The organism is Tenacibaculum sp. AWR4_210 (assembly GCF_056160945.1).
In genome coordinates, this window is the sequence record NZ_JBSWYF010000005.1 from 100,939 (window position 1) to 119,741 (window position 18,803).

Here is an 18,803-nt window from a genome sequence, read left to right on the forward strand (position 1 = left end):
TTATGAAGCTTATTTCTACTCCCTTAGAGGGGTGCTTTATTCTGGAACCCACATTGTTTGAGGATGCCAGAGGTTATTTTTTTGAAAGTTACAATCATCAAAACTTCAAAGATCAATCGGGTTTGAAAGTGAATTTCGTTCAAGATAACGAAGCCTATTCGCATTTGGGAGCCCTGCGTGGCTTGCATTTTCAAAAAGGAAAACACGCGCAGGCTAAGTTAGTACGTGTCATCCGTGGAAAAGTACTGGATGTAGCCGTTGATTTACGTGCGAATTCTTCCACCTTTGGTCAGTATTTTTCAGTAATTTTATCAGGAGAAAATAAGAAACAGTTATTTGTACCTCGAGGCTTTGCTCACGGGTATGCTGTTTTAGAGAACGATACGGTATTTAGCTATAAGTGCGATAACTATTATTGCAAAGATGCCGAAGGAGGAATTCGATATGACGATCCTACCTTAGCTATCGATTGGCACTTGGAAAGTTCGCAGATTACCTTGTCTGAAAAAGATGCGGTACTACCCTTTTATGATGCCGATTCTTATCAGAATGTATTCTGATTTTTAGGGTTTTTGTAGCTATTAATGTTTTATTAACAGAGCTTTAGTTAGCAAAACCCAACTAATTAACTAACTGACTAAAAAATAGAACATGAGAATTTGTCTAGACCTCGATGGGGTTATTTGCGGATTTAAGCAAAAGGGAGATACATACCTCGATGTAAAACCGATCCCTGGAAGTATTGAGAAAATCAAGAAGTTAAAAGAAGCTGGGCATTATATAATTATCAATACTGCCAGACACATGAAAACCTGTGAATCTAACTTAGGATTGGTAAATGCGCGTGTCACTAAAATGACCTTGGAATGGTTGGAAAAGTACGAGATTCCTTACGATGAAATCTATTTCGCCAAGCCTTGGGCACACGTGTACATAGATGACAATGCATTCCGTTTTGAATCGTGGGATGCGATTAATGATACAGGAGACAATTTACCTAATTACAGTGACTAGCCTATGAATTTCGTAATACCGATGGCCGGTAGAGGAAGTAGGTTTCAGAAAAAAGGATACGCGCAGCCCAAGTACCTCATAGAGGTAAATGGAAAATCGCTGTTGCAGTACTCCTTAGAAAGTTTGCCCTTGAATTTGGCCACAAAACTTATTTTTATCCTACTAAAAGAACATCAAACGTCTTTTGATGTGATTGCTCATATACGACGAGAGGTACCGAACAAAGTACTTGAGTTTGTCGTTATTGATGAGGTAACTCGCGGGCAAGCAGAGACGGTTTTACTGAGTAAACCCTATGTAGATTTGGATAAAGATTTGTTGGTATTCAATATCGATACGCATTTTAAATCGGAAGGCTTAACGGCGGTGTTGAGTGATGAAAAAAGAAAGAAAGACGGTGTTTTAGGAGCTTTTCATGCCGAAGGAACCCACTGGAGTTTCGCGGAACTCAACGAGCAACAGGTGGTGGTTAAAACCGCAGAGAAAGAACGGATTTCTGAGAACGCACTCACCGGTTTGTATCACTTTACAAATCCTGATGATTTTTTTAGTGTGGCAGCCTATTGTATCGAGCGTGGAATTACGGATAAAAATGAATTTTACATAGCACCTATGTACAATCAGCTCATCGCAAATGGGAAGGAATTTGTATTGGACTTCGTGTCTGAATTTATTCCGTTGGGTACTCCAGAAGAAGTAGAACAATACAAGGCTAAACTATGAAAGGAGTAGTATTGTCGGCAGGAAAAGCCGATCCTAGTATCTGTCAAGTTTACGGTAACATCCCTACCGCGTTAATACCGATTTACGGGAAACCTATTATCTTTTATATTCTGCAAAACTGCTTGCAGTTGGGGCTAAAAGAAGTCTATATTACGGTTGGTTTCGAAGGAGATAAGGTAAAGAGGTTTGTCGATAAATTCTTTAAGTCAGCGGCTCTAAAAATACACTTTGTACCTGTTGACGAACAAAAAAAACCGGGAAACTCTCTTTTCGCAGCACTGAAAGAAATTAAAAAAGGCAAGGTTTTTATTTCGCTAGCTGATACGATTTGTTCTGTGACCAAGGATGACTTGGCCGATGGAAATATCATTATGGCCTCCAAAAATTTTGATAGGGCGGAATTGTGGTGTACCGTAACCAAAGACCAAGATGGTACTTTGATGCATATACGTGATAAAGAACGCCATCTGTCGAAGAATGAACTGGCACTCACGGGAATTTACCTACTTGAAAATTGTGAGATTATCAGTGAGCTCGAGGCAGAGAACATGCCAGAAAATTTTGAGATTTCTCACCTGTTAGCCACCTATAATAAAAAAGCACCCATACAGGTAAAAGAAACGGATCAATGGTTAGATTTTGGACATATAGAAAAGTACCAACGATCAAAAAAACGCTTATTAGAAGCGCGCTCGTTTAATCATTTGAGCTTTAACGATGTATTGGGTACCTTGACGAAAAAAAGTACGTATACCCATAAGTTCGTAGCGGAAATTGAGTGGTTGTTAAACCTACCAAAATCACTTAAGGTACTTTCACCTCGAGTGTTGGACTATTCGCTAGATCGTGAAAATAGCTATGTTACCATGGAGTACTACAGCTATCAAACCATGACGGAAATTTGGTTGTTTTCCAATTTTAACAAGCGTGTTCTAAAGAGTATTGTCGATAAATTATTAGACATACTCTACTTGTTTGAGACGGAAAAAAGAACGGTGCGTAAAGAAGACTATCAGAAAGTGTACCTACAAAAAACTACAGATAGGGTAGCGCTCATTGATACGACAAAAGTTCCTGCTTTAAGGCATTTATTAGAAGGTAACGACCAAGGATTGGTTTGTATTAACGATGTGTATTACAAAAGCTGGGAACGCCTACAAGAGGGCATACTGCAGTTTGCAGACGAGCAGTTGTTTAATGAAGCACATAACTGTTTGATACACGGTGATTATTGTTTTTCAAATTTGTTATACGATATCAACAGTGGAGTGGTTCGTTTGATAGATCCAAGAGGAATTTGGGGCAGCAGTGCCGCAGGGGATATCAAATACGATTTGGCGAAGTTGAGGCATTCGATTAGTGGAGATTACGATTTTATTGTCAACGATTTATTTTCATTGGACATCAATGAGAAGGAGATTAACTATACCATAGAAAACAACGAAAATCAACAGCGTATCAAAAAGTACTTCGATAAAAAATTGGCCAAGCGTTTTGATTTGGCTCACATTAAACTCATAGAAGGGTTGCTGTTTTTATCCATGATTCCATTGCATGACAATGCGCCCAGAAGACAGGTGGTACTGTTGTCAAAAGCCATAGAGAAACTGAATACATTTGCGGATGAATAAGGTGTTAAAACACATAAATGTTTCCAAGCTATTCGTCCTTTTAAATTACGTGGCACTGTTTACGGGCTTGCTGAACACCTATTTTCGCCCTAAGTTTTTTGAGCGTTATTTTTCTAGTAGTAATTTTGCCTTTTTGTTGTTGATATTCGGTTATGCGGTGTATCTAACCTTTTTAGATGGAGGAGTGTCAAAGCCATTTTACGCGGTTTTGAGAGCTGCATTTGTGAAAAAGGGACAAGCGGATAAAAAACTATTGATACAAGCGTTCTCCTTTTACAATATCGTGTTTTTAGTAGCGCTGCTGTTGTTTTTCTTGCTGTTACTAGGCGTGAGCTTGTTTGTGCCCACTAGCTTGGGCATGGGAATCCTCTTTTTATTAGCGCTGCACCTAGTACTCAATTTTCAATTATTGAATTACAAACACGTACTCCAGGCTGTAGATGCTTATGAATTTTACCAAAAACTGGAAGTGCTAAGGCGTCTTATAAATTTAGGAATGTTACTGTCGTTACTGGTCGATCCGAGCTTGCTAACAGGAAGTGCAATTGCGAATATTTTACTCTTAGTCCTAGTCTGGAAAGTTCATAAACAACAGGGAGTTTCCCTGAATCAACTCAGCTTTTATAAAGCCGTTGACTGTTATCGGACCTATTTTCCAATGGCGAAAAACTTTTTCCTATTCACTGTTAATGAAACGCTCATTTACAATAGCGGATTTATTTTGGTTCCCCTGTTTTTTGGAGAGCGAGAAATCATAGTTTTTGGTCTATTGCTAACAGTGTACAATGGGGTTGCTTTGTTTTCAAGGTCTATCATTGATATGTCTATTCACGAAATTACCAAATCGTACCTAGAAGGAAATACGCGAAAATCGAAAAAGGTTTTTAACTATTCACTCTTGGTATCTGGAGTTATTACCTTGCTGATGTTTACGGGTATTTACCTGTTGGCGAGCCCTATTTTCTCTGTGTGGGTAGGTACGGAATACTTGTTTTCTGATGCTATGTTTATCGGAATTCTTATATTTTTGTTAGGAAATGTGTTGCAACACGTTTCAGGAACTTTTTTATTGTCGGTAAATAATAATTACAAGACCATGAAAAAAATGAGTTTTTGGATTTTGTTGGGCATTGCAATAAGTCAATTGCTTATCTGTTGGTTTCAAAAGTCCTTAGAGTACTTTTTTGTGGTTACTGCCGTTATTTACGCATTGGGTTCTTTGGTGTACTTCGTGAAGGCGCAGCAGCAATACGCACTCAATAAAACTTAGTTTAATACGTTGAATTTTTATGAAGATTACAGTTGGTATTCCCGTATATAATCGCAAGTCTCGAATTGCAGCTTGTATTGACTCTGTACTTACACAGCAGGTGAATTCAGCCTTTACCTTTTCAGTATTAGTAGTAGATAATGCTTCTACTGACGGAACTCGTGAGGTGTTGGAAGGCTATGCTTCAAACGAGCAGGTTCGTGTTGTTTACAACGAAAGTAATGTAGGCATGGCACCGAATTGGACGAAAGTTTTTGCAGAGGCCGATGCTGATTACATCTATTTATTGCATTCTGATGATTTTTTGTTACCAGGGACACTACAAAAAGTAGCGGATTTTGTAACGGAACACCCTGATTGTGATTTCGGATTTGGAGCTGTTCATATCGATACTGGTAAATCCATTCGAAAAGATATTTTTAAACTCAAAGGACAAGCAACAGGCATCGTACCAAACTCCTGGCTATTGGAGGAGTATTTTTACAAAGCCAGCCATCCTTGCCCTCCGCAAACCTGGTTTGTTAAAAAGGGGGTTATTGAAGCTATGGGAGGTTTTATAACGAATAATATGTGCTGCGATTTTAACATGTCATTTAAAATTGTAGCTTCCAATTATACCATAGGATACATCAATGAAAGTTTGAGTATGTGGGTACTTCACGACGAAAATATCGGAGGTGGTGATATCAGAAAACACAAGAAAGACTTGTTGGCTGCTATTGCTGATATTCAAGAAAATGCAGTAGCGTTAAAATTGGATACTTCCAAACTGGCCGGTATTACCGATTGGGTTGCTAAGGAAGAATTATTGAAGTTCTTAAAGATAGGTGATCGCGCAGAGGCGAGTTTGAAAGCTGCGGACTTGACAGCACCTACTTTTGATAAATCATCTTTAAAAGAGTTGTTAATGTGGCTGTTTAAATACACCAAAATTAACTTGATCCGCCCATTTTACAAGGTGAAAACACTATTGGATACGCTGTAAAAGCTTATGAAACTAGCCACGATACTCCTTTTTTTTATTTTGCTATTTGCCGTTTATCAAGATTTTCCTCTGGTAAACTCTTTTGGTGAACTGGCAAAAAGCCCCATCGTTTTTCTGATGCCTTTTTTCTTGTTGTACATACTCAATGCAAGAAAAATGCCCGTATCTGAATACGTACAAGTGTATTTGCTGTACCTCGGATATGCCTTGGTGATGTCGGTGATATACACGCTGTATTTGGTGATTAAAAACCAGAGTTTTTACGTTTTTGATCAGCACTTGGTAGTCAAGAATATTAAAATGTTGGCCTATCCTATCTGTTCGCTATTGTTTTACCAGTTTGTCTATGTTTTTCTAAAAAGGACTCAAAATCTACTGCGTTTGTACCAGGTAGTTTTTGCGATACAAATAACCATGCTGGTTTTCCTCTTATTTGAGGCACAGGTGTATAAAACTAGAGAGGTATTTTTACCTTTTTTACATTCCAACCCAGAGAAGTATTGGAGAATTCGACTCTTGACATTTGAATCGAGTTGGTCGGGTTCTGTAGTAGTAATTCTCACTTTTTTACCCGTGTTTTTTACGGAGTATTTAAAGCGTACCACCACCGAAAAGTTGTGCGTATATGTAATATCAGCATTTTTCTTTTTCTATTATACCCTGCACAGTGAGTCAAAGGGATATTTGTTTTTGGTACTGATATCGCTCTTGCCGATGTTGTTGGCCTATATGTATAAAAACAAGCGCTTGCGCTACGTGCTTTTTGCGGCGCTAATTCCGTTGGTGATAACTTTCGGAATTGTTTTTGGCGCTTTGCGCGATGAGATTTTGATACAGCTGAATACGAGTATCACTTTCGGAACTAGGTTTACGGGGTACTTGGCATCGTTACAAACATTTTTTAACCATCCTTTTGGTATCGGATTTGCTCCTTACACGGAAATTTATACCCAATCTATTGAGCGTATTGTGCAAACGGAGTTTATGCAGCAATACAATTTGAACGAGGTAAAAATGTACTTAGAATCGCCACAATTTTTATCGTCAAAAACCTATTTCTTCGATCATTTACTGTTTGGAGGCCTAGGGTTTTTACTGTTTTTTTATTTGTTTTTTATCAGGCGATTAAGACGTATAAGTAAAATTAAAAATATTTATCCGTTGCGTATCGTACTAGTATATATCATTTTGGCCAGTATTTTTTATTTGACATTTCACATCAAATACGAGGTCTGGTTCTTTTTAGCTTTTTTAGATTATTTTGAAAACAACCACGCCCATGAAACCAGCTAAAATAGTTGTTGTAACTGGATTTTTCCCTTACCCACCCTTGCACGGTGGTATGGTTGATGTATGGAAACGCATCGAGGGACTCAAAGAGTTGGGGTTCCAAATAGATTTGGTGTATACTGCCAAGGAGTCTCCCTTAGATGCCGATAAGCAGGCTGCTTTAGCATGTGTTAATACGCTTATTGAAGTACCGAGATCGAATAGTGTTTGGGGATTGTTTTTGAAACAACCCTTGCAGGTAGTTTCTAGGAGAGCATTAAAAACAGTACCTCTCGAACGAACGTATGACGCCGTGCTTCTCGAAGGAGATTACGTGGGGATGTTTTTGGAAAATGAGTCGGTGAATTATCAAAAAAGTATTCTTAGAGTACACAATAATGAGGCAGTGTATTTTAAGAATTTGGCTAAAAGTACTCGTAGCATTTTGAAGAAAATCTACTACCGTATCGAGGCCTTTAAATTCGGATTGTATTCGGAAAGATTGTTTAAAAAAGTGTCGAGTTTGTGGTATATATCACAGGAAGAGTTGGCACAAGACAGCCGTAAGGTGAAAACAATCGAAAAACTGTGGATGCCGCCTCCTTTTAAATTGACAGAATTGGGTGCTCCCTCTCTCCATGGAAAGAAAGTATTGTTCGTAGGATCTCTATTTATGGACAACAATAGTGAAGCACTCCGTTGGTACTTGGAAAAAGTACATCCGTTGTTACGAGAGAAATACGATGATTACCAGTTGGTAATAGCAGGAAGTTCCGGAGATAGAGACGAGTTTGATTTACGAACGCAGTACGAAAGTTATTCGCAATGCGAACTGCATATCAATGTACGAGATTTGAGCAATATATATCAGGAAGCCACCGTATTTATCAATCCGATGCAACACGGTGCGGGGGTCAAGATAAAATCGATTGACGCCTTGGTTAGAGGTCTCCCTTTGGTGTCGTCGTCAGTAGGTGTAGCAGGAATTGGTTTGGATAGGCAACGGCATTATTACCACGCCGATAAACCAATGGAATTTTATGAGCGTATTGTTGAGGTTTTTGAAGGCAAGACTCTTGCGAAAGAGAAAGTGCAGGCGGCTCAAAATTATTTGAAAACACACCATTACAAGGAAGTACTTAAAAGAGAATTAGATGCAGTTACAGAAGGTTTATAATTACAGCTTTTTAGGCATTGCGATGTTTCCGGTGCTGGGATTAAAACTGGCGACAAAGACAATTATTATCTGGGCACTACTGGCAATAGCGGTCGTTTTCAAAAACAAAAGCTATCGGAATATAAATCGAAAATCGCTGAGAGACTTAGTGATGTTAAGCGGATATTACTTGTTTTTGATCGCCAATTATGTTTGGAGTGGTTTTGATGATTCACTCTTGAAATTTTTGGAAACAGGAGCTCCGTTTTTAGTGTTCCCTCTTTTTATCGTATTGACCAGGGATGAGATTTCTAACAAAACATTACATCGGAGTTTAGCAGTGTTTTACGCGGCCAATACGATATTGGCACTGCGCTGTTGGATGCGAATTTTACAAGAGGGCTTTCTTGAACTACAAGCGCAGAATACGTTCTATAAGCCGGTGTTTAGAAATTTGTTTTCAGAAGTGACAGGCATACATTTACCCTATTTAGGCTTGTTGTTTGTCTTTGCGATATTCATTGGTTTTTGGAGTATCAAAGAGTTGAAGCTAGCGCTGTATACCAAAGCTGTACTCTTAGCAGTTAATGCCTTGTTATTGGCGTCTATTGTGACCTTTTCCGCTCGAATGGCCTTGGGGATTTTTGTCGTAGGAACGCTGTATGGAATAGCTACCCAATTAAAATCGAGAAAAAGTAAGATTGCAGGGGTTGGCCTACTGACCATGGTGGTACTAGGACTGCTCGTTTTTACCCCTATTAAAGCCCGAGTCCTAGAAGTAATCAATACTAAAATGGAATTACCGAGTGAGCGCATCAAAGACGAAGAGCATACCGTCAACTTCAGGTACGGAATTTATCATTGTGCGCTTGGTATTGTTAAAGAACATTTCTGGTTGGGTGTAGGAAAACAAAATGTGTCAAAAAATATGCAAGCTTGCTATAATACTTTTACCTTTACAGGAGTAAATGATTTTAAGAATGTAAGATACAATTCCCATAACCAGTATCTAGACTGGTTGATGTCTTTTGGAATATTTGGTTGTCTTTTATTGGTAATCAGTGTTTTCTGGGGATTTGGTAGGGTTACGAACTCATTGTATGTTATATTGTTACTGAGTATTGCTCTGGGCCTACTCACTGAAAATCTGTTTGCTAGACAAATAGGAGTCGTATTTTTTACATTTTTTAATACGCTCTTTTTTATTAATGATACTAAACAAAACTAACCCCATGAAAAAAGCATTAGTACACGATTGGTTTTATACCCATGCAGGTGCAGAAAATGTGGTACAATCAATTACCAATGTTTGGGATGATTTTGATTTTTATTCACTAATTGATTTTCTGAATGATGAGGATCGCAAAGCGGTTTTAAAAGGAAAGCACTGTACAACTTCGTTCATTCAAAAATTTCCAACGGCAAAATCTAATCACCGTAAATTTTTGCAGTGGTTTCCAAGAGCTATTGAAAGTTTAGATGTCTCGCAATATGACGTGGTCATTTCGTCGTCGTCGTCGGTAGCAAAAGGGGTGCTTACCCATCAAAATCAATTGCATATTTGCTATTGTCACTCGCCCATGCGTTATGCGTGGAATTTGTATTTCGAGTATTTGAAAAGTAAAGGTTTAGAGCGTGGTATAAAAGGATGGTATGCTCAAAAAGTGCTGCATTACATTCGTCAATGGGATGTTATTAGTACACCTCGAGTGGATTATTTTATCGCAAATTCAAAGTATATTGCTCAGAGAATAAAGAAAATTTACAACCGTGAGGCTACCGTTATTTATCCGCCTGTAAACACTGATGTATTTACCTTAGAAAATGACAAAGAAGAGTATTATATAGCGGCTTCTCGCTTGGTTGCGTACAAGCGTATTGATGTTATTGTTGAGGCCTTTAGTAACTTGCCAAACAAAAAATTGATCGTCGTTGGTGATGGGCCGGAGATGAAGAAGTTAAAGAAGTTGGCAAAGAAAAATGTTCAGTTTGTAGGTAAAGCCGATCAAAAGGCTATGATTGCGTATTTACAAAAAGCAAAAGCTCTGGTGTTTGCCGCCGATGAGGATTTTGGAATTCTGCCAGTAGAAGCTCAGAGCTGCGGTACTCCTGTAATCGCCTTTCAAAAAGGAGGCCTACTAGAAACTGTAATTGACGGTGAAACAGGCGTGTTTTTTGATCGACAAACTCCTGAGGCTATTGAAACAGCCATTGCTGCTTTTGAGTCGATGAAATTCTCTCCAGAATTGATCCGTAAGAACGCACTTCGCTTTAGTAGAGATCGTTTTGAAAAGGAATTGAACGCGTTCGTAACTGAAAAAATTAATGAATTTTACCCTTGGAAAAAAGATATTCTAAATACATAAACAGTCTATTTTTGCTGCTAGATTTATCAGTACTTGTCGGGGTTGTTTATTTTTTGAACGACCTGGAACATACTTCATACAAGTTTTTGGGGTATATGCTGGTTTTTTGGGTGTTTTCCACACTGTTTACTGGGTATTATCGCGTATTCCGATATACGTCTTATTACCGTGTTTTAGGGCTCTTGATCAATCAAATAATACTTGTTGTTTTAGGGTACTATACGTATTTTTCAGTTTTTCGTGAAGGAGTACTCGTAGGAAATCAAGCCCTGTTTCTGAGTTACTTTTTTACAGGACTGACTGCTGTGAAAGTAGTAGGTGTTTTTCTGCTAAAAAAATACCGAACCTATGGAAATAACTACCGAAAAATTATTGTTTTAGGTAGTGATAGTTCTTCCAGAAAATTTGTGCGATTAATACGTAAAGAAAAAGAGTTGGGATATCAATATTGTGGTTTCTTTAGTAAGCAAACAAAGCGTTCGGAGGATTATATGGGGGGTTTAGAAGAAAGTTTTGCATATGTTCTCGAGCATGAAATAGACGAAATTTATTGTTCCGTTACTGAGCTTACCGAAAAAGAAATTAAAAAAGTCACGAAGTTCGCCAATGAAAATAACCGGATTGTAAAGTTGATACCGAATACGAATGAGCTCTATAATAAAAATACGGTAACGGAATACTACAGTAATTCTACATTGGTATTACGAGTAAAAGAATTACCGTTTGAGTTGGTTGAAAATCGATTGATTAAACGTGTATTTGATATCGTATTTTCTTTGTTGGTATGCGTATTTGTGCTATCGTGGTTGTACCCTTTGTTGTTTGTGTTAATCAAGTTGGAGTCCAGAGGACCGGCAATATTTAAACAAAAACGAGAAGGATTACACGGAGGGGAATTTGTGTGTTATAAGTTTAGATCTATGTATCTCAATGACGTTTCTGACAAGGAACATGCCCGCAAGGGAGATGAGAGAATTACAAAGATTGGTGCATTTTTAAGAAGTACGAGTTTGGATGAATTTCCGCAGTTCTTTAATGTGCTTATAGGTTCGATGAGTGTCGTAGGTCCACGACCTCATATGAACAAACAATCGGATCTCTTTACCAAAGAGGTTCGAAATTATATGAAAAGGAAATCAGTAAAGCCAGGAGTAACAGGACTCGCTCAAGTAAGTGGTTACCGCGGTGAAATAACTAAAAAAATAGACATTGACAACCGGGTACGATTGGATATTTTTTACATCGAAAATTGGTCGTTGGCCCTTGATGTAAAGATCATCGTACAGACGATGTTGAATGTTTTTAAAGGTGAAGAAAAGGCGTATTAAAGATTTGAATAATAAAGTAAGCATATCGGCCGCTATAGTACTTTACAAGGAAGACCTTGAAGAGTTAAGAGATACTATACACAGTTTTCTCGAGGTACCACTGTCAAAAAAATTGTACTTGATTGATAATACTCCTAACTCGGAGTTCGAAGATCAATTTGCAGGGAGTAAAGATGTCGTATATATCGCGAATAGTGAAAATGTTGGTTTTGGTAAAGCACACAATCAGGTAAAAGAATTGATTGCTGAAACATCTGAGTATCATTTGATATTGAACCCAGATGTCGCCTTTGAAGCAACTGTAATTCCGAACTTAATTGAGCGTTTTTCAGAAGATAAAGAACTCGCAATGATTGCTCCAAAGGTGTTGTTTCCAGATGGAAGGCATCAGTATTCTTGCAGGAAGTATCCGAGTTTTTTTGAATTGTTGATCAGACGACTAGGACCTCTAAAAAGCCTGTTTAGAAAGCAGATAGAAAAAGGAGAATACAGAGATTTAAACCTGTCAAAGAGTTTTTATCCCGAGTATATTACAGGGTGTTTTCAGTTGTATAAAACAGTTGATTTTATGGCTATAGAAGGTTTTGATGAACGTTACTTTCTGTATATGGAAGATGTAGATATCTGTAAAAAAATTGATGAGCTCGGTAAGAAAAAGCGATATGAGCCTTCTGAAATTGTTGTTCATAATTTAAAACAAGGCTCGTCAAAAAGTCCGCTATTGTTTTTGTACCATTTAAGTTCTGCAGTAAAGTATTTTAAAAAGTGGACTTAGGTGACTATCCCTAATTTTATAGCCAATTTAACCAAGCCAGCACTGGTTTTAATTTGAAGTTTATTGTAAATGTTTTTTTTATGAGTTTCCACGGTGTGTTTGCTCAAAAATAAGAGTGCAGCAATTTCATCGACAGTTTTCTCTTCGGTTATCAGTCGGATGATTTCTTTTTCTCGTTTGGTAACGATGTTGTTTTTAAATTCAAACTGTGCAGCTTTAAAGTCCTGATCAAAAAAGTAGCTCTTTTCATCCCAGACAATAGTTTTAATAGCCTTTGTCACCTCGTCTAGACTGGCATCTTTTAACAAGTAGCCGTCGTAAAATCCGGTTTCATTATGTAGGGGGTTAAACATGCTAATCACCAGTGTTTTTGCATTGGGCTGCAATTTTTTAAGTTTTTTTATCAGCTCAATGCCGTTCATGTCTGGCATGGAAATATCGGTAATAACTAAATCAACGGGATGCTTTTGAAGGTATTTGAGCGCTGAATTACCATTACTAAATGTATTTTTTACCTCGATAAAGTCAAGCTTGCTCAAGGAGGTACTGAGTCCGTCTAAAAATAATTGATGGTCGTCGATAAGTAGTACAGAGATGTTGTTCATGGTTAATTCGGAATTTCAATAATGACTGTTGTTCCTCTTTGAGGGTGTGAATCTATATGTAGGGTTCCCTCTAAATTAGCTACGCGTTCTTGAATGTTTAATAGGCCTATTCCCTTGTTGTGGGCTTCGGTGTTAAATCCAATTCCGTCATCTTCTACCACCAGTGTTATTTGGTGATCGATGGAAATAGAAAGACTGACCTCTGTAGCTTTTGCGTGTTTGTAAATATTGGTAACGAGCTCCTGAGTACAACGGTATAAGAAGTGCTTTTGCCTATCGTTGAGCTCCGAAAGTCTGTTTTGAGGGTAAATACTAGCTTCAAGAGTGAAATGATTGCTGTATTGCTCTTTTAATAACTGCAACAGATCGGGAAATGACTGATGTTTACTGTAGTTGTAACTCAAGCTGTGTGAGAGTAAACGTACATTTCTAGCAACCTGTTGTAGGTCCTTGCTGAGTTGTTCGGCATTTTTATCGGAGCTGAGATGGTTGGCCAAATGCTGAATACCTGCAAGCTGTCCGCCAATGCCATCGTGTAGTTCCAAGGCGATTCTGTTTTTTTCCTTTTCTTCACCTTCTATATATCCTTCAATACGTTTAATTTTCTGTTCTTGTTGAAGTTGTGCAATTTCTTGTTCGTGCAGTTGATCGGCCTGTTCTTTAATAGTTTTTTGTATACGCATGCGGTAACGGTAAAAGAAAACCAATAAGAGCAGGGGTATTAAAAGCAAACTTCCACCGATAATGGCGGTATTTCTTCGTTGACGTTCTAAGTCTTTTTCCTTTTGAAGCAGTGCTATTTTGCTGTTTTTGCGTTCTACTTCATACTCTGTCGTTAAACGTTGAGTAATTTCATTTCGTTCCTTATTAAACAAACTGTCTTTTAGGTAAATCACCTTTTCTTGATAGATATAGCCTTTTTCAAATTGCCGATTAAAATAGTAAGCATCGGCCAACACCCAATAACTGTAGGCTCTATTTCGATCTTGAGTATACTTTCCGTATTTTTTAAATGCTTCTGTATAAGTTTCAATACATTTAGGATAATCTTTTAAGTCGTAATGGTAATCTGCAATAGTGGCGTAAATATGGAATAATGTAGTTTTGTCATTTAGTTCAGATGCTAGTTTTTTTACTATATTTAGGTATTTGAAGCCTTCATTAAATCGTTTCGTTTTTAGTAATAGATTACTATAATTATGGTATATTGATAGTTTCAGTCTTTTATAATCTAATTCTTTTACCAATTCAATGGCTTTTAGTTTGTATTTTTCATTCTCTTTTAAATTTTTACCATATAATTTTGCTATCGAGTTATAAGCGCAAGCAGTTAGGTATTTATTGGTGTACTTTGGATTTTCTAATACGGAATGAAGGTGCTTAATAGCCGCTTTTTTTCCTTGAGTATACTTATAGATAAAAGCTCTATTAAGCATAATCTGCTGCTCTAAAAAAGCTAACTTGTGTTTTTTTGCAATTTCTTCGGCTTTAAGAGAGCTAGCAATAGCTTCATTGTATAAATTCAAACGGCGTTTGACATTGGTGTTTAATTCATAGAAAGCAGCCAGATGCTTAGGGATTTGCGTCTTTTCTGCCAGTAGCCGCAAGCTATCCAATCTCTTATTAACTTTTTTTATTTGCATTCTTTTAAAGAGATTGTCTAGTTTATTATACAAACTCTGAAAAATGAGGGAATCATTCTTGGTAGATTTACTTATTGCGTATGCCTTTAAAGCAATGACACTTGATCTTTCGTAGTCATTATGCCTCCATTTCTCGTATTCTGTATGTAGCGAGTCGATGGTTTTTTCTGTGCTTTGTGCAAAGCAAGCACTCGTGATTACTGTAAAAACAAAGAATAATTTAAAAGCCGTATTCATTCTAATCCTATATTTGGGTCGAGAGGTAAAAATACCATAATTCCGGTATTTTTTTGAATGAACTATAACTAGATATTTGTAACATGAGAACAAAGGGGGCTATTTTATTATTATTAACAATTCTATTGTCGTTTCAGGGCTTAAGAGGACAAAATTCAGGGAATTGCCCGCAGGTAGGATCTGTGGTCGTAAGTGGAGAGGTGAGTTCCATCAACTTTTCTGAGTGTGATGTGGATTTGGAAATCACCACCAATGGCAAGCATACAATTGTAGAGGGTGAGATTTATGTTAATTTGAAGAGCGGACATTCCATACGCTTTATACCTAAGAATGGACATCAAATTAGAATTATTCCTTATTTATCGCGGCAAATGATGCCAGGTAGTAAAACCACGGTAGGTAACGGTCAAACAAACGATTTAGAAGGATTGCCAAATGGAGATGCTGGTAAAAAGACGAGATTGTATCCTAATCCGGTGCGAGAAACGCTAAATATAGATAGTAAAGAACAACTGAATTCATATAAAATCATCAACCTTCAAGGAGTCACCTTACAAGAAGGAAAATTGAATTCAAACTCAATATCGGTAAGTCAATTGCCAATTGGGATTTATAGAATTGTGTTTAGTACTCCAACAGGGATAATCACCAAGAAGATAGTAAAAAATTAAGTATATATGAAAAAAGTTATTTTAACGGCTGCCGTATTGTTTATCGGCTTAGCCAGTCAAGGACAGGATTTAATAAGTGGAGGATCGAATTCTTGGATTTTACATACGCCAGATGGAGGAAGTTTACCGCATAAGCTACACATTGCGCCAAAAGTAAATGGAAATTGGTCGTGGTCAAGTGAGTTGGAGTATACTTCTGACGGAGTACTGAAAGTACCATCTAAATTAGCGATCGGTATGGGAGATGATAACCCTTCTGGATCATTCGCGGCTCAAACGGCTACAAACATGAAGCTGGTACTCAACAAAAATAATGCATCGTCTATTTCGTTCATTCCTAACAATTCCGATTCTTGGTTTCATTTTGGGCATGGACTCAATAATAGCTTAGAGTTATCGCAAGGACCTAATCCGGGAGATATTAAATTAATGACTTTTAAAAATACTGGATATATTGGTATTGGGACACAGAATCCTGATCAATTATTGACTGTAAAAGGAAAGATTCACAGTGAGGAAGTGATTGTAGATTTATCAGTACCGGCAGATTATGTATTCGAAAAGTATTACGAAGGAACATCGGAGTTAAAAGAAGACTACAAGATGCCTAGCTTGGAGGAGGTTGAGGCTTTTACCAAAAAGAACCACCACTTACCATCTGTTCCATCGGCGGCAACCATCCAAAAAGAGGGCTTGCAATTGAAAGAAATGACCAATTTATTACTTCAAAAAATTGAAGAGTTAACGCTGTATACCATTGAACAAGAAAAGCGCATCAAAGCATTGGAAAAAAAATTAGCTGAAAAGAAATAAATCGTTGCTTAATTGCTTGAAAAGTAAACTAGAAAGTTATGATGAAGAAAAAATATGTATTGCTGTGCGTGCTGTTACTGACTGGGAAATTTCTCTTTGCCCAGTATATTTCTCCCAAAAGTAAATATGTAACAGTTCGCAACGGCGAATACAAAACAGTGAGTTTTACGCTGTTTAACCCAACAAGTACCGATTTTAATTGGTATTTGTCAGGTGCAGCAGGAGCGAGTATTAGTAAGACTTCAGGAAGGCTATTTCGCTATGGTTCTGACAGTTTTAGTATTACTGTTAACAATGTTGCGAATGCAACCTACACGACTACGTATCACTTCGGAATTAATTTTTCGAGTAAGAGCGGAAATCATTACGATGCCGGCTTTTTAACGGTAGCGTACGTAAAGGGTTGTGTAAATGAAGTAACGCTGAAGCACACAGTATCTGCAGGTCGTAAAGATTACCAATCGGCTATTGTTGCTCTCAATGCCCAAAACACTATTGAAAACGGGGCAGAAGCGTATTATAGTGCAGGAACTAGAGTTCGATTAATACCGGGGTTTAAAGCCCTTTCAGGAGCTAAATTTAAGGCCTTTATTCAAGGTTGCTCAGCAAGAACAGCTCAGGAAACAAATGAAAAGGAGTTGCCTGTAGCCGGTAAAATAAATGTGGAATCGGATAAAATGAGCTCGAGGTTCGAAGTGTATCCGAATCCGTTTACAAATAAAATAACTATACAAACAAGAAAAGAAATCGTCGTGTGGAAGCTAAGAACATTATACGGTACAACGGTTGCCTCAGGCAGGGAAAAAGACGTTTTGACCACTGAGTTACCAAAAGGTATGTACCTACTACAAATTGCATTAGCATCCGGGGAGATTGTTACGAAGAAGGTGATTAAGGAATAAATGTTGGTTCTTTAGTTTGAAAAAAAGAGAGGCTTTTTTAAGTCTCTCTTTTTTCTTTGGAATATATTTGCAGGAACAAAACAACACAACAAATGAATATTTTAATTTTAGGATCTGGAGGTAGAGAACACGCCTTTACCAAAAAGATTACAGAGAGTGCAAAAGTAACGAAGGTATTCGTAGCTCCAGGAAATGCAGGAACTGCAGCTATTGCAGAAAATTTAGCTGTTGACCCTACTGATTTTGAGTCGGTAAAAGCTGCAGTAGTAGCCAATGAGATTCAAATGGTGGTCGTAGGACCTGAAGCTCCTTTGGTTGCCGGAGTACACGATTATTTTTTAGCCGATGAAGAACTAAAAAACATCCCCGTAATCGGGCCTAAAAAAGATGGAGCTTTGTTGGAAGGAAGTAAAGACTTTTCAAAACAGTTCATGCAAAAACACGGTATTCCAACAGCGCAATACCAGTCGTTTACCAAAGATTCTCTAGAGGAAGGGAAAGCTTTTTTAACCACATTGACACCGCCATTTGTGTTGAAAGCAGATGGTTTAGCAGCAGGAAAAGGAGTACTTATTATCGATGATTTAGCCGAAGCACAGGCCGAATTGGAAGACATGTTGACGAATGAGAAATTCGGGGCAGCCTCATCTACTGTTGTTATTGAGGAGTTTTTAAGAGGAATCGAATTATCGGTATTTGTATTGACCGATGGGAAGAGTTATAAGGTATTGCCATCTGCTAAAGATTACAAGCGTATCGGAGAAGGAGATACCGGGTTGAATACAGGAGGAATGGGGGCTATTTCGCCAGTTCCTTTTGCAGACGATGCTTTCCTAGCAAAAGTAGAAGAACGCGTTGTAAAACCTACTGTAGAGGGTTTACAGAAAGATGGTATTGATTACAGAGGGTTTATTTTTATCGGATTGATGAATGTAGCTGGTGATCCTTTTGTGATTGAGTATAACGTACGTATGGGAGATCCGGAAACGGAAGTAGTACTCCCGAGAATCCAATCGGATTTGTTAGAGCTCTTTGAAGGAGTGGCTAATCAAACCTTAGATTCGAAGTCGTATGAGGTTACTAGCCAAACCGCAACGACGGTAATGTTGGTATCTGGAGGTTACCCAGAGGCTTACGAAAAAGGGAAGCAAATCAGCGGTTTTGAGCAGGCAGAAGGTTCGATCGTTTACCACGCCGGAACCAAGTTAGACGGCGATAAGGTACTTACCAGTGGAGGAAGAGTCATGGCAATTACCACATTGGCAGATACCATGGAAGAAGCCTTAGCTACCTCGTATAAAAACATAGAAAAGATAACATTCGATAAGATGAATTATCGCACAGATATTGGGTTTGACTTACAATAAGTCAGTACCCTATACAAACGAAAAATCCCTACCATAACGCATGGTAGG

At 37.9% G+C, this 18,803-nt stretch carries 18 protein-coding genes; 16 read left to right on the forward strand and 2 right to left on the reverse strand.

The window, feature by feature from the left end:
* The first annotated feature begins 2 nt into the window (after positions 1-2).
* The 12 genes from rfbC (at position 3) to ACXAG7_RS10470 (ending at position 12,517) form a co-directional block, all read left to right on the forward strand.
* Positions 3-560 (forward strand): dTDP-4-dehydrorhamnose 3,5-epimerase, encoded by a 558-nt coding sequence (gene rfbC / locus ACXAG7_RS10415; protein ID WP_476666767.1) that lies wholly within the window; start codon positions 3-5, stop codon positions 558-560.
* A 91-nt stretch (positions 561-651) separates the two neighbouring features.
* Positions 652-1,014, forward strand: coding sequence for an HAD family hydrolase (locus ACXAG7_RS10420; protein ID WP_408045604.1), 363 nt, complete (start codon positions 652-654; stop codon positions 1,012-1,014).
* A 3-nt stretch (positions 1,015-1,017) separates the two neighbouring features.
* Positions 1,018-1,737, forward strand: a complete 720-nt coding sequence (locus ACXAG7_RS10425; RefSeq protein ID WP_476666768.1) for a glycosyltransferase family 2 protein — start codon at positions 1,018-1,020, stop codon at positions 1,735-1,737.
* Positions 1,734-3,368 (forward strand): phosphotransferase, encoded by a 1,635-nt coding sequence (locus tag ACXAG7_RS10430; protein ID WP_476666769.1) that lies wholly within the window; start codon positions 1,734-1,736, stop codon positions 3,366-3,368. Before ACXAG7_RS10425 ends, ACXAG7_RS10430 begins: the two co-directional genes overlap by 4 nt.
* Entirely contained in the window at positions 3,361-4,638 is a 1,278-nt protein-coding gene (locus ACXAG7_RS10435; RefSeq protein WP_476666770.1) for a lipopolysaccharide biosynthesis protein, read from the forward strand. The genes ACXAG7_RS10430 and ACXAG7_RS10435 overlap by 8 nt, the downstream gene beginning before the upstream one ends.
* A gap of 19 nt (positions 4,639-4,657) precedes the next feature.
* Positions 4,658-5,623, forward strand: coding sequence for a glycosyltransferase family 2 protein (locus tag ACXAG7_RS10440; protein ID WP_476666771.1), 966 nt, complete (start codon positions 4,658-4,660; stop codon positions 5,621-5,623).
* Between the two features lie 6 nt (positions 5,624-5,629).
* Positions 5,630-6,916 carry a hypothetical protein gene (locus tag ACXAG7_RS10445; protein WP_408045599.1) on the forward strand — a complete coding sequence of 429 codons (1,287 nt, stop codon included), beginning with the start codon at positions 5,630-5,632 and terminating at the stop codon, positions 6,914-6,916.
* Positions 6,903-8,069: a glycosyltransferase gene (locus ACXAG7_RS10450; RefSeq protein ID WP_408045598.1), complete on the forward strand. Its 1,167-nt coding sequence runs from the start codon at positions 6,903-6,905 to the stop codon at positions 8,067-8,069. Before ACXAG7_RS10445 ends, ACXAG7_RS10450 begins: the two co-directional genes overlap by 14 nt.
* A complete protein-coding gene (locus tag ACXAG7_RS10455; protein WP_476666772.1) occupies positions 8,047-9,276 on the forward strand; it encodes an O-antigen ligase family protein in 1,230 nt (409 codons plus the stop codon). Before ACXAG7_RS10450 ends, ACXAG7_RS10455 begins: the two co-directional genes overlap by 23 nt.
* Before the next feature lie 4 nt (positions 9,277-9,280).
* Complete coding sequence (locus tag ACXAG7_RS10460; RefSeq protein ID WP_476666773.1) at positions 9,281-10,414, forward strand: glycosyltransferase; 1,134 nt, start codon at positions 9,281-9,283, stop codon at positions 10,412-10,414.
* A gap of 11 nt (positions 10,415-10,425) precedes the next feature.
* The gene (locus ACXAG7_RS10465; RefSeq protein ID WP_476666774.1) at positions 10,426-11,742 is read left to right on the forward strand and encodes an exopolysaccharide biosynthesis polyprenyl glycosylphosphotransferase; all 1,317 of its coding nucleotides are present in this window, start codon (positions 10,426-10,428) and stop codon (positions 11,740-11,742) included.
* 4 nt (positions 11,743-11,746) lie between these two features.
* Entirely contained in the window at positions 11,747-12,517 is a 771-nt protein-coding gene (locus ACXAG7_RS10470; RefSeq protein WP_476666775.1) for a glycosyltransferase, read from the forward strand.
* Here the strand turns inward: ACXAG7_RS10470 and ACXAG7_RS10475 are convergent.
* Together ACXAG7_RS10475 and ACXAG7_RS10480 are read right to left on the reverse strand one after the other, a co-directional pair.
* Positions 12,514-13,122 carry a response regulator transcription factor gene (locus ACXAG7_RS10475; RefSeq protein ID WP_476666776.1) on the reverse strand — a complete coding sequence of 203 codons (609 nt, stop codon included), beginning with the start codon at positions 13,120-13,122 and terminating at the stop codon, positions 12,514-12,516. The two genes, ACXAG7_RS10470 and ACXAG7_RS10475, sit on opposite strands and share 4 nt — an antisense overlap.
* Before the next feature lie 2 nt (positions 13,123-13,124).
* Positions 13,125-15,002, reverse strand: a complete 1,878-nt coding sequence (locus ACXAG7_RS10480; protein ID WP_476666777.1) for a tetratricopeptide repeat-containing sensor histidine kinase — start codon at positions 15,000-15,002, stop codon at positions 13,125-13,127.
* An 83-nt stretch (positions 15,003-15,085) separates the two neighbouring features.
* Between ACXAG7_RS10480 and ACXAG7_RS10485 the strand changes: the two genes are divergently transcribed.
* The 4 genes from ACXAG7_RS10485 (at position 15,086) to purD (ending at position 18,755) form a co-directional block, all read left to right on the forward strand.
* A complete protein-coding gene (locus tag ACXAG7_RS10485; protein WP_476666778.1) occupies positions 15,086-15,673 on the forward strand; it encodes a T9SS type A sorting domain-containing protein in 588 nt (195 codons plus the stop codon).
* 6 nt (positions 15,674-15,679) lie between these two features.
* Entirely contained in the window at positions 15,680-16,486 is an 807-nt protein-coding gene (locus ACXAG7_RS10490) for a hypothetical protein (RefSeq protein ID WP_476666779.1), read from the forward strand.
* Between the two features lie 38 nt (positions 16,487-16,524).
* A complete protein-coding gene (locus ACXAG7_RS10495; RefSeq protein WP_476666780.1) occupies positions 16,525-17,388 on the forward strand; it encodes a T9SS type A sorting domain-containing protein in 864 nt (287 codons plus the stop codon).
* A gap of 92 nt (positions 17,389-17,480) precedes the next feature.
* A complete protein-coding gene (purD, locus tag ACXAG7_RS10500; RefSeq protein ID WP_476666781.1) occupies positions 17,481-18,755 on the forward strand; it encodes a phosphoribosylamine--glycine ligase in 1,275 nt (424 codons plus the stop codon).
* Positions 18,756-18,803: the final 48 nt, after the last annotated feature.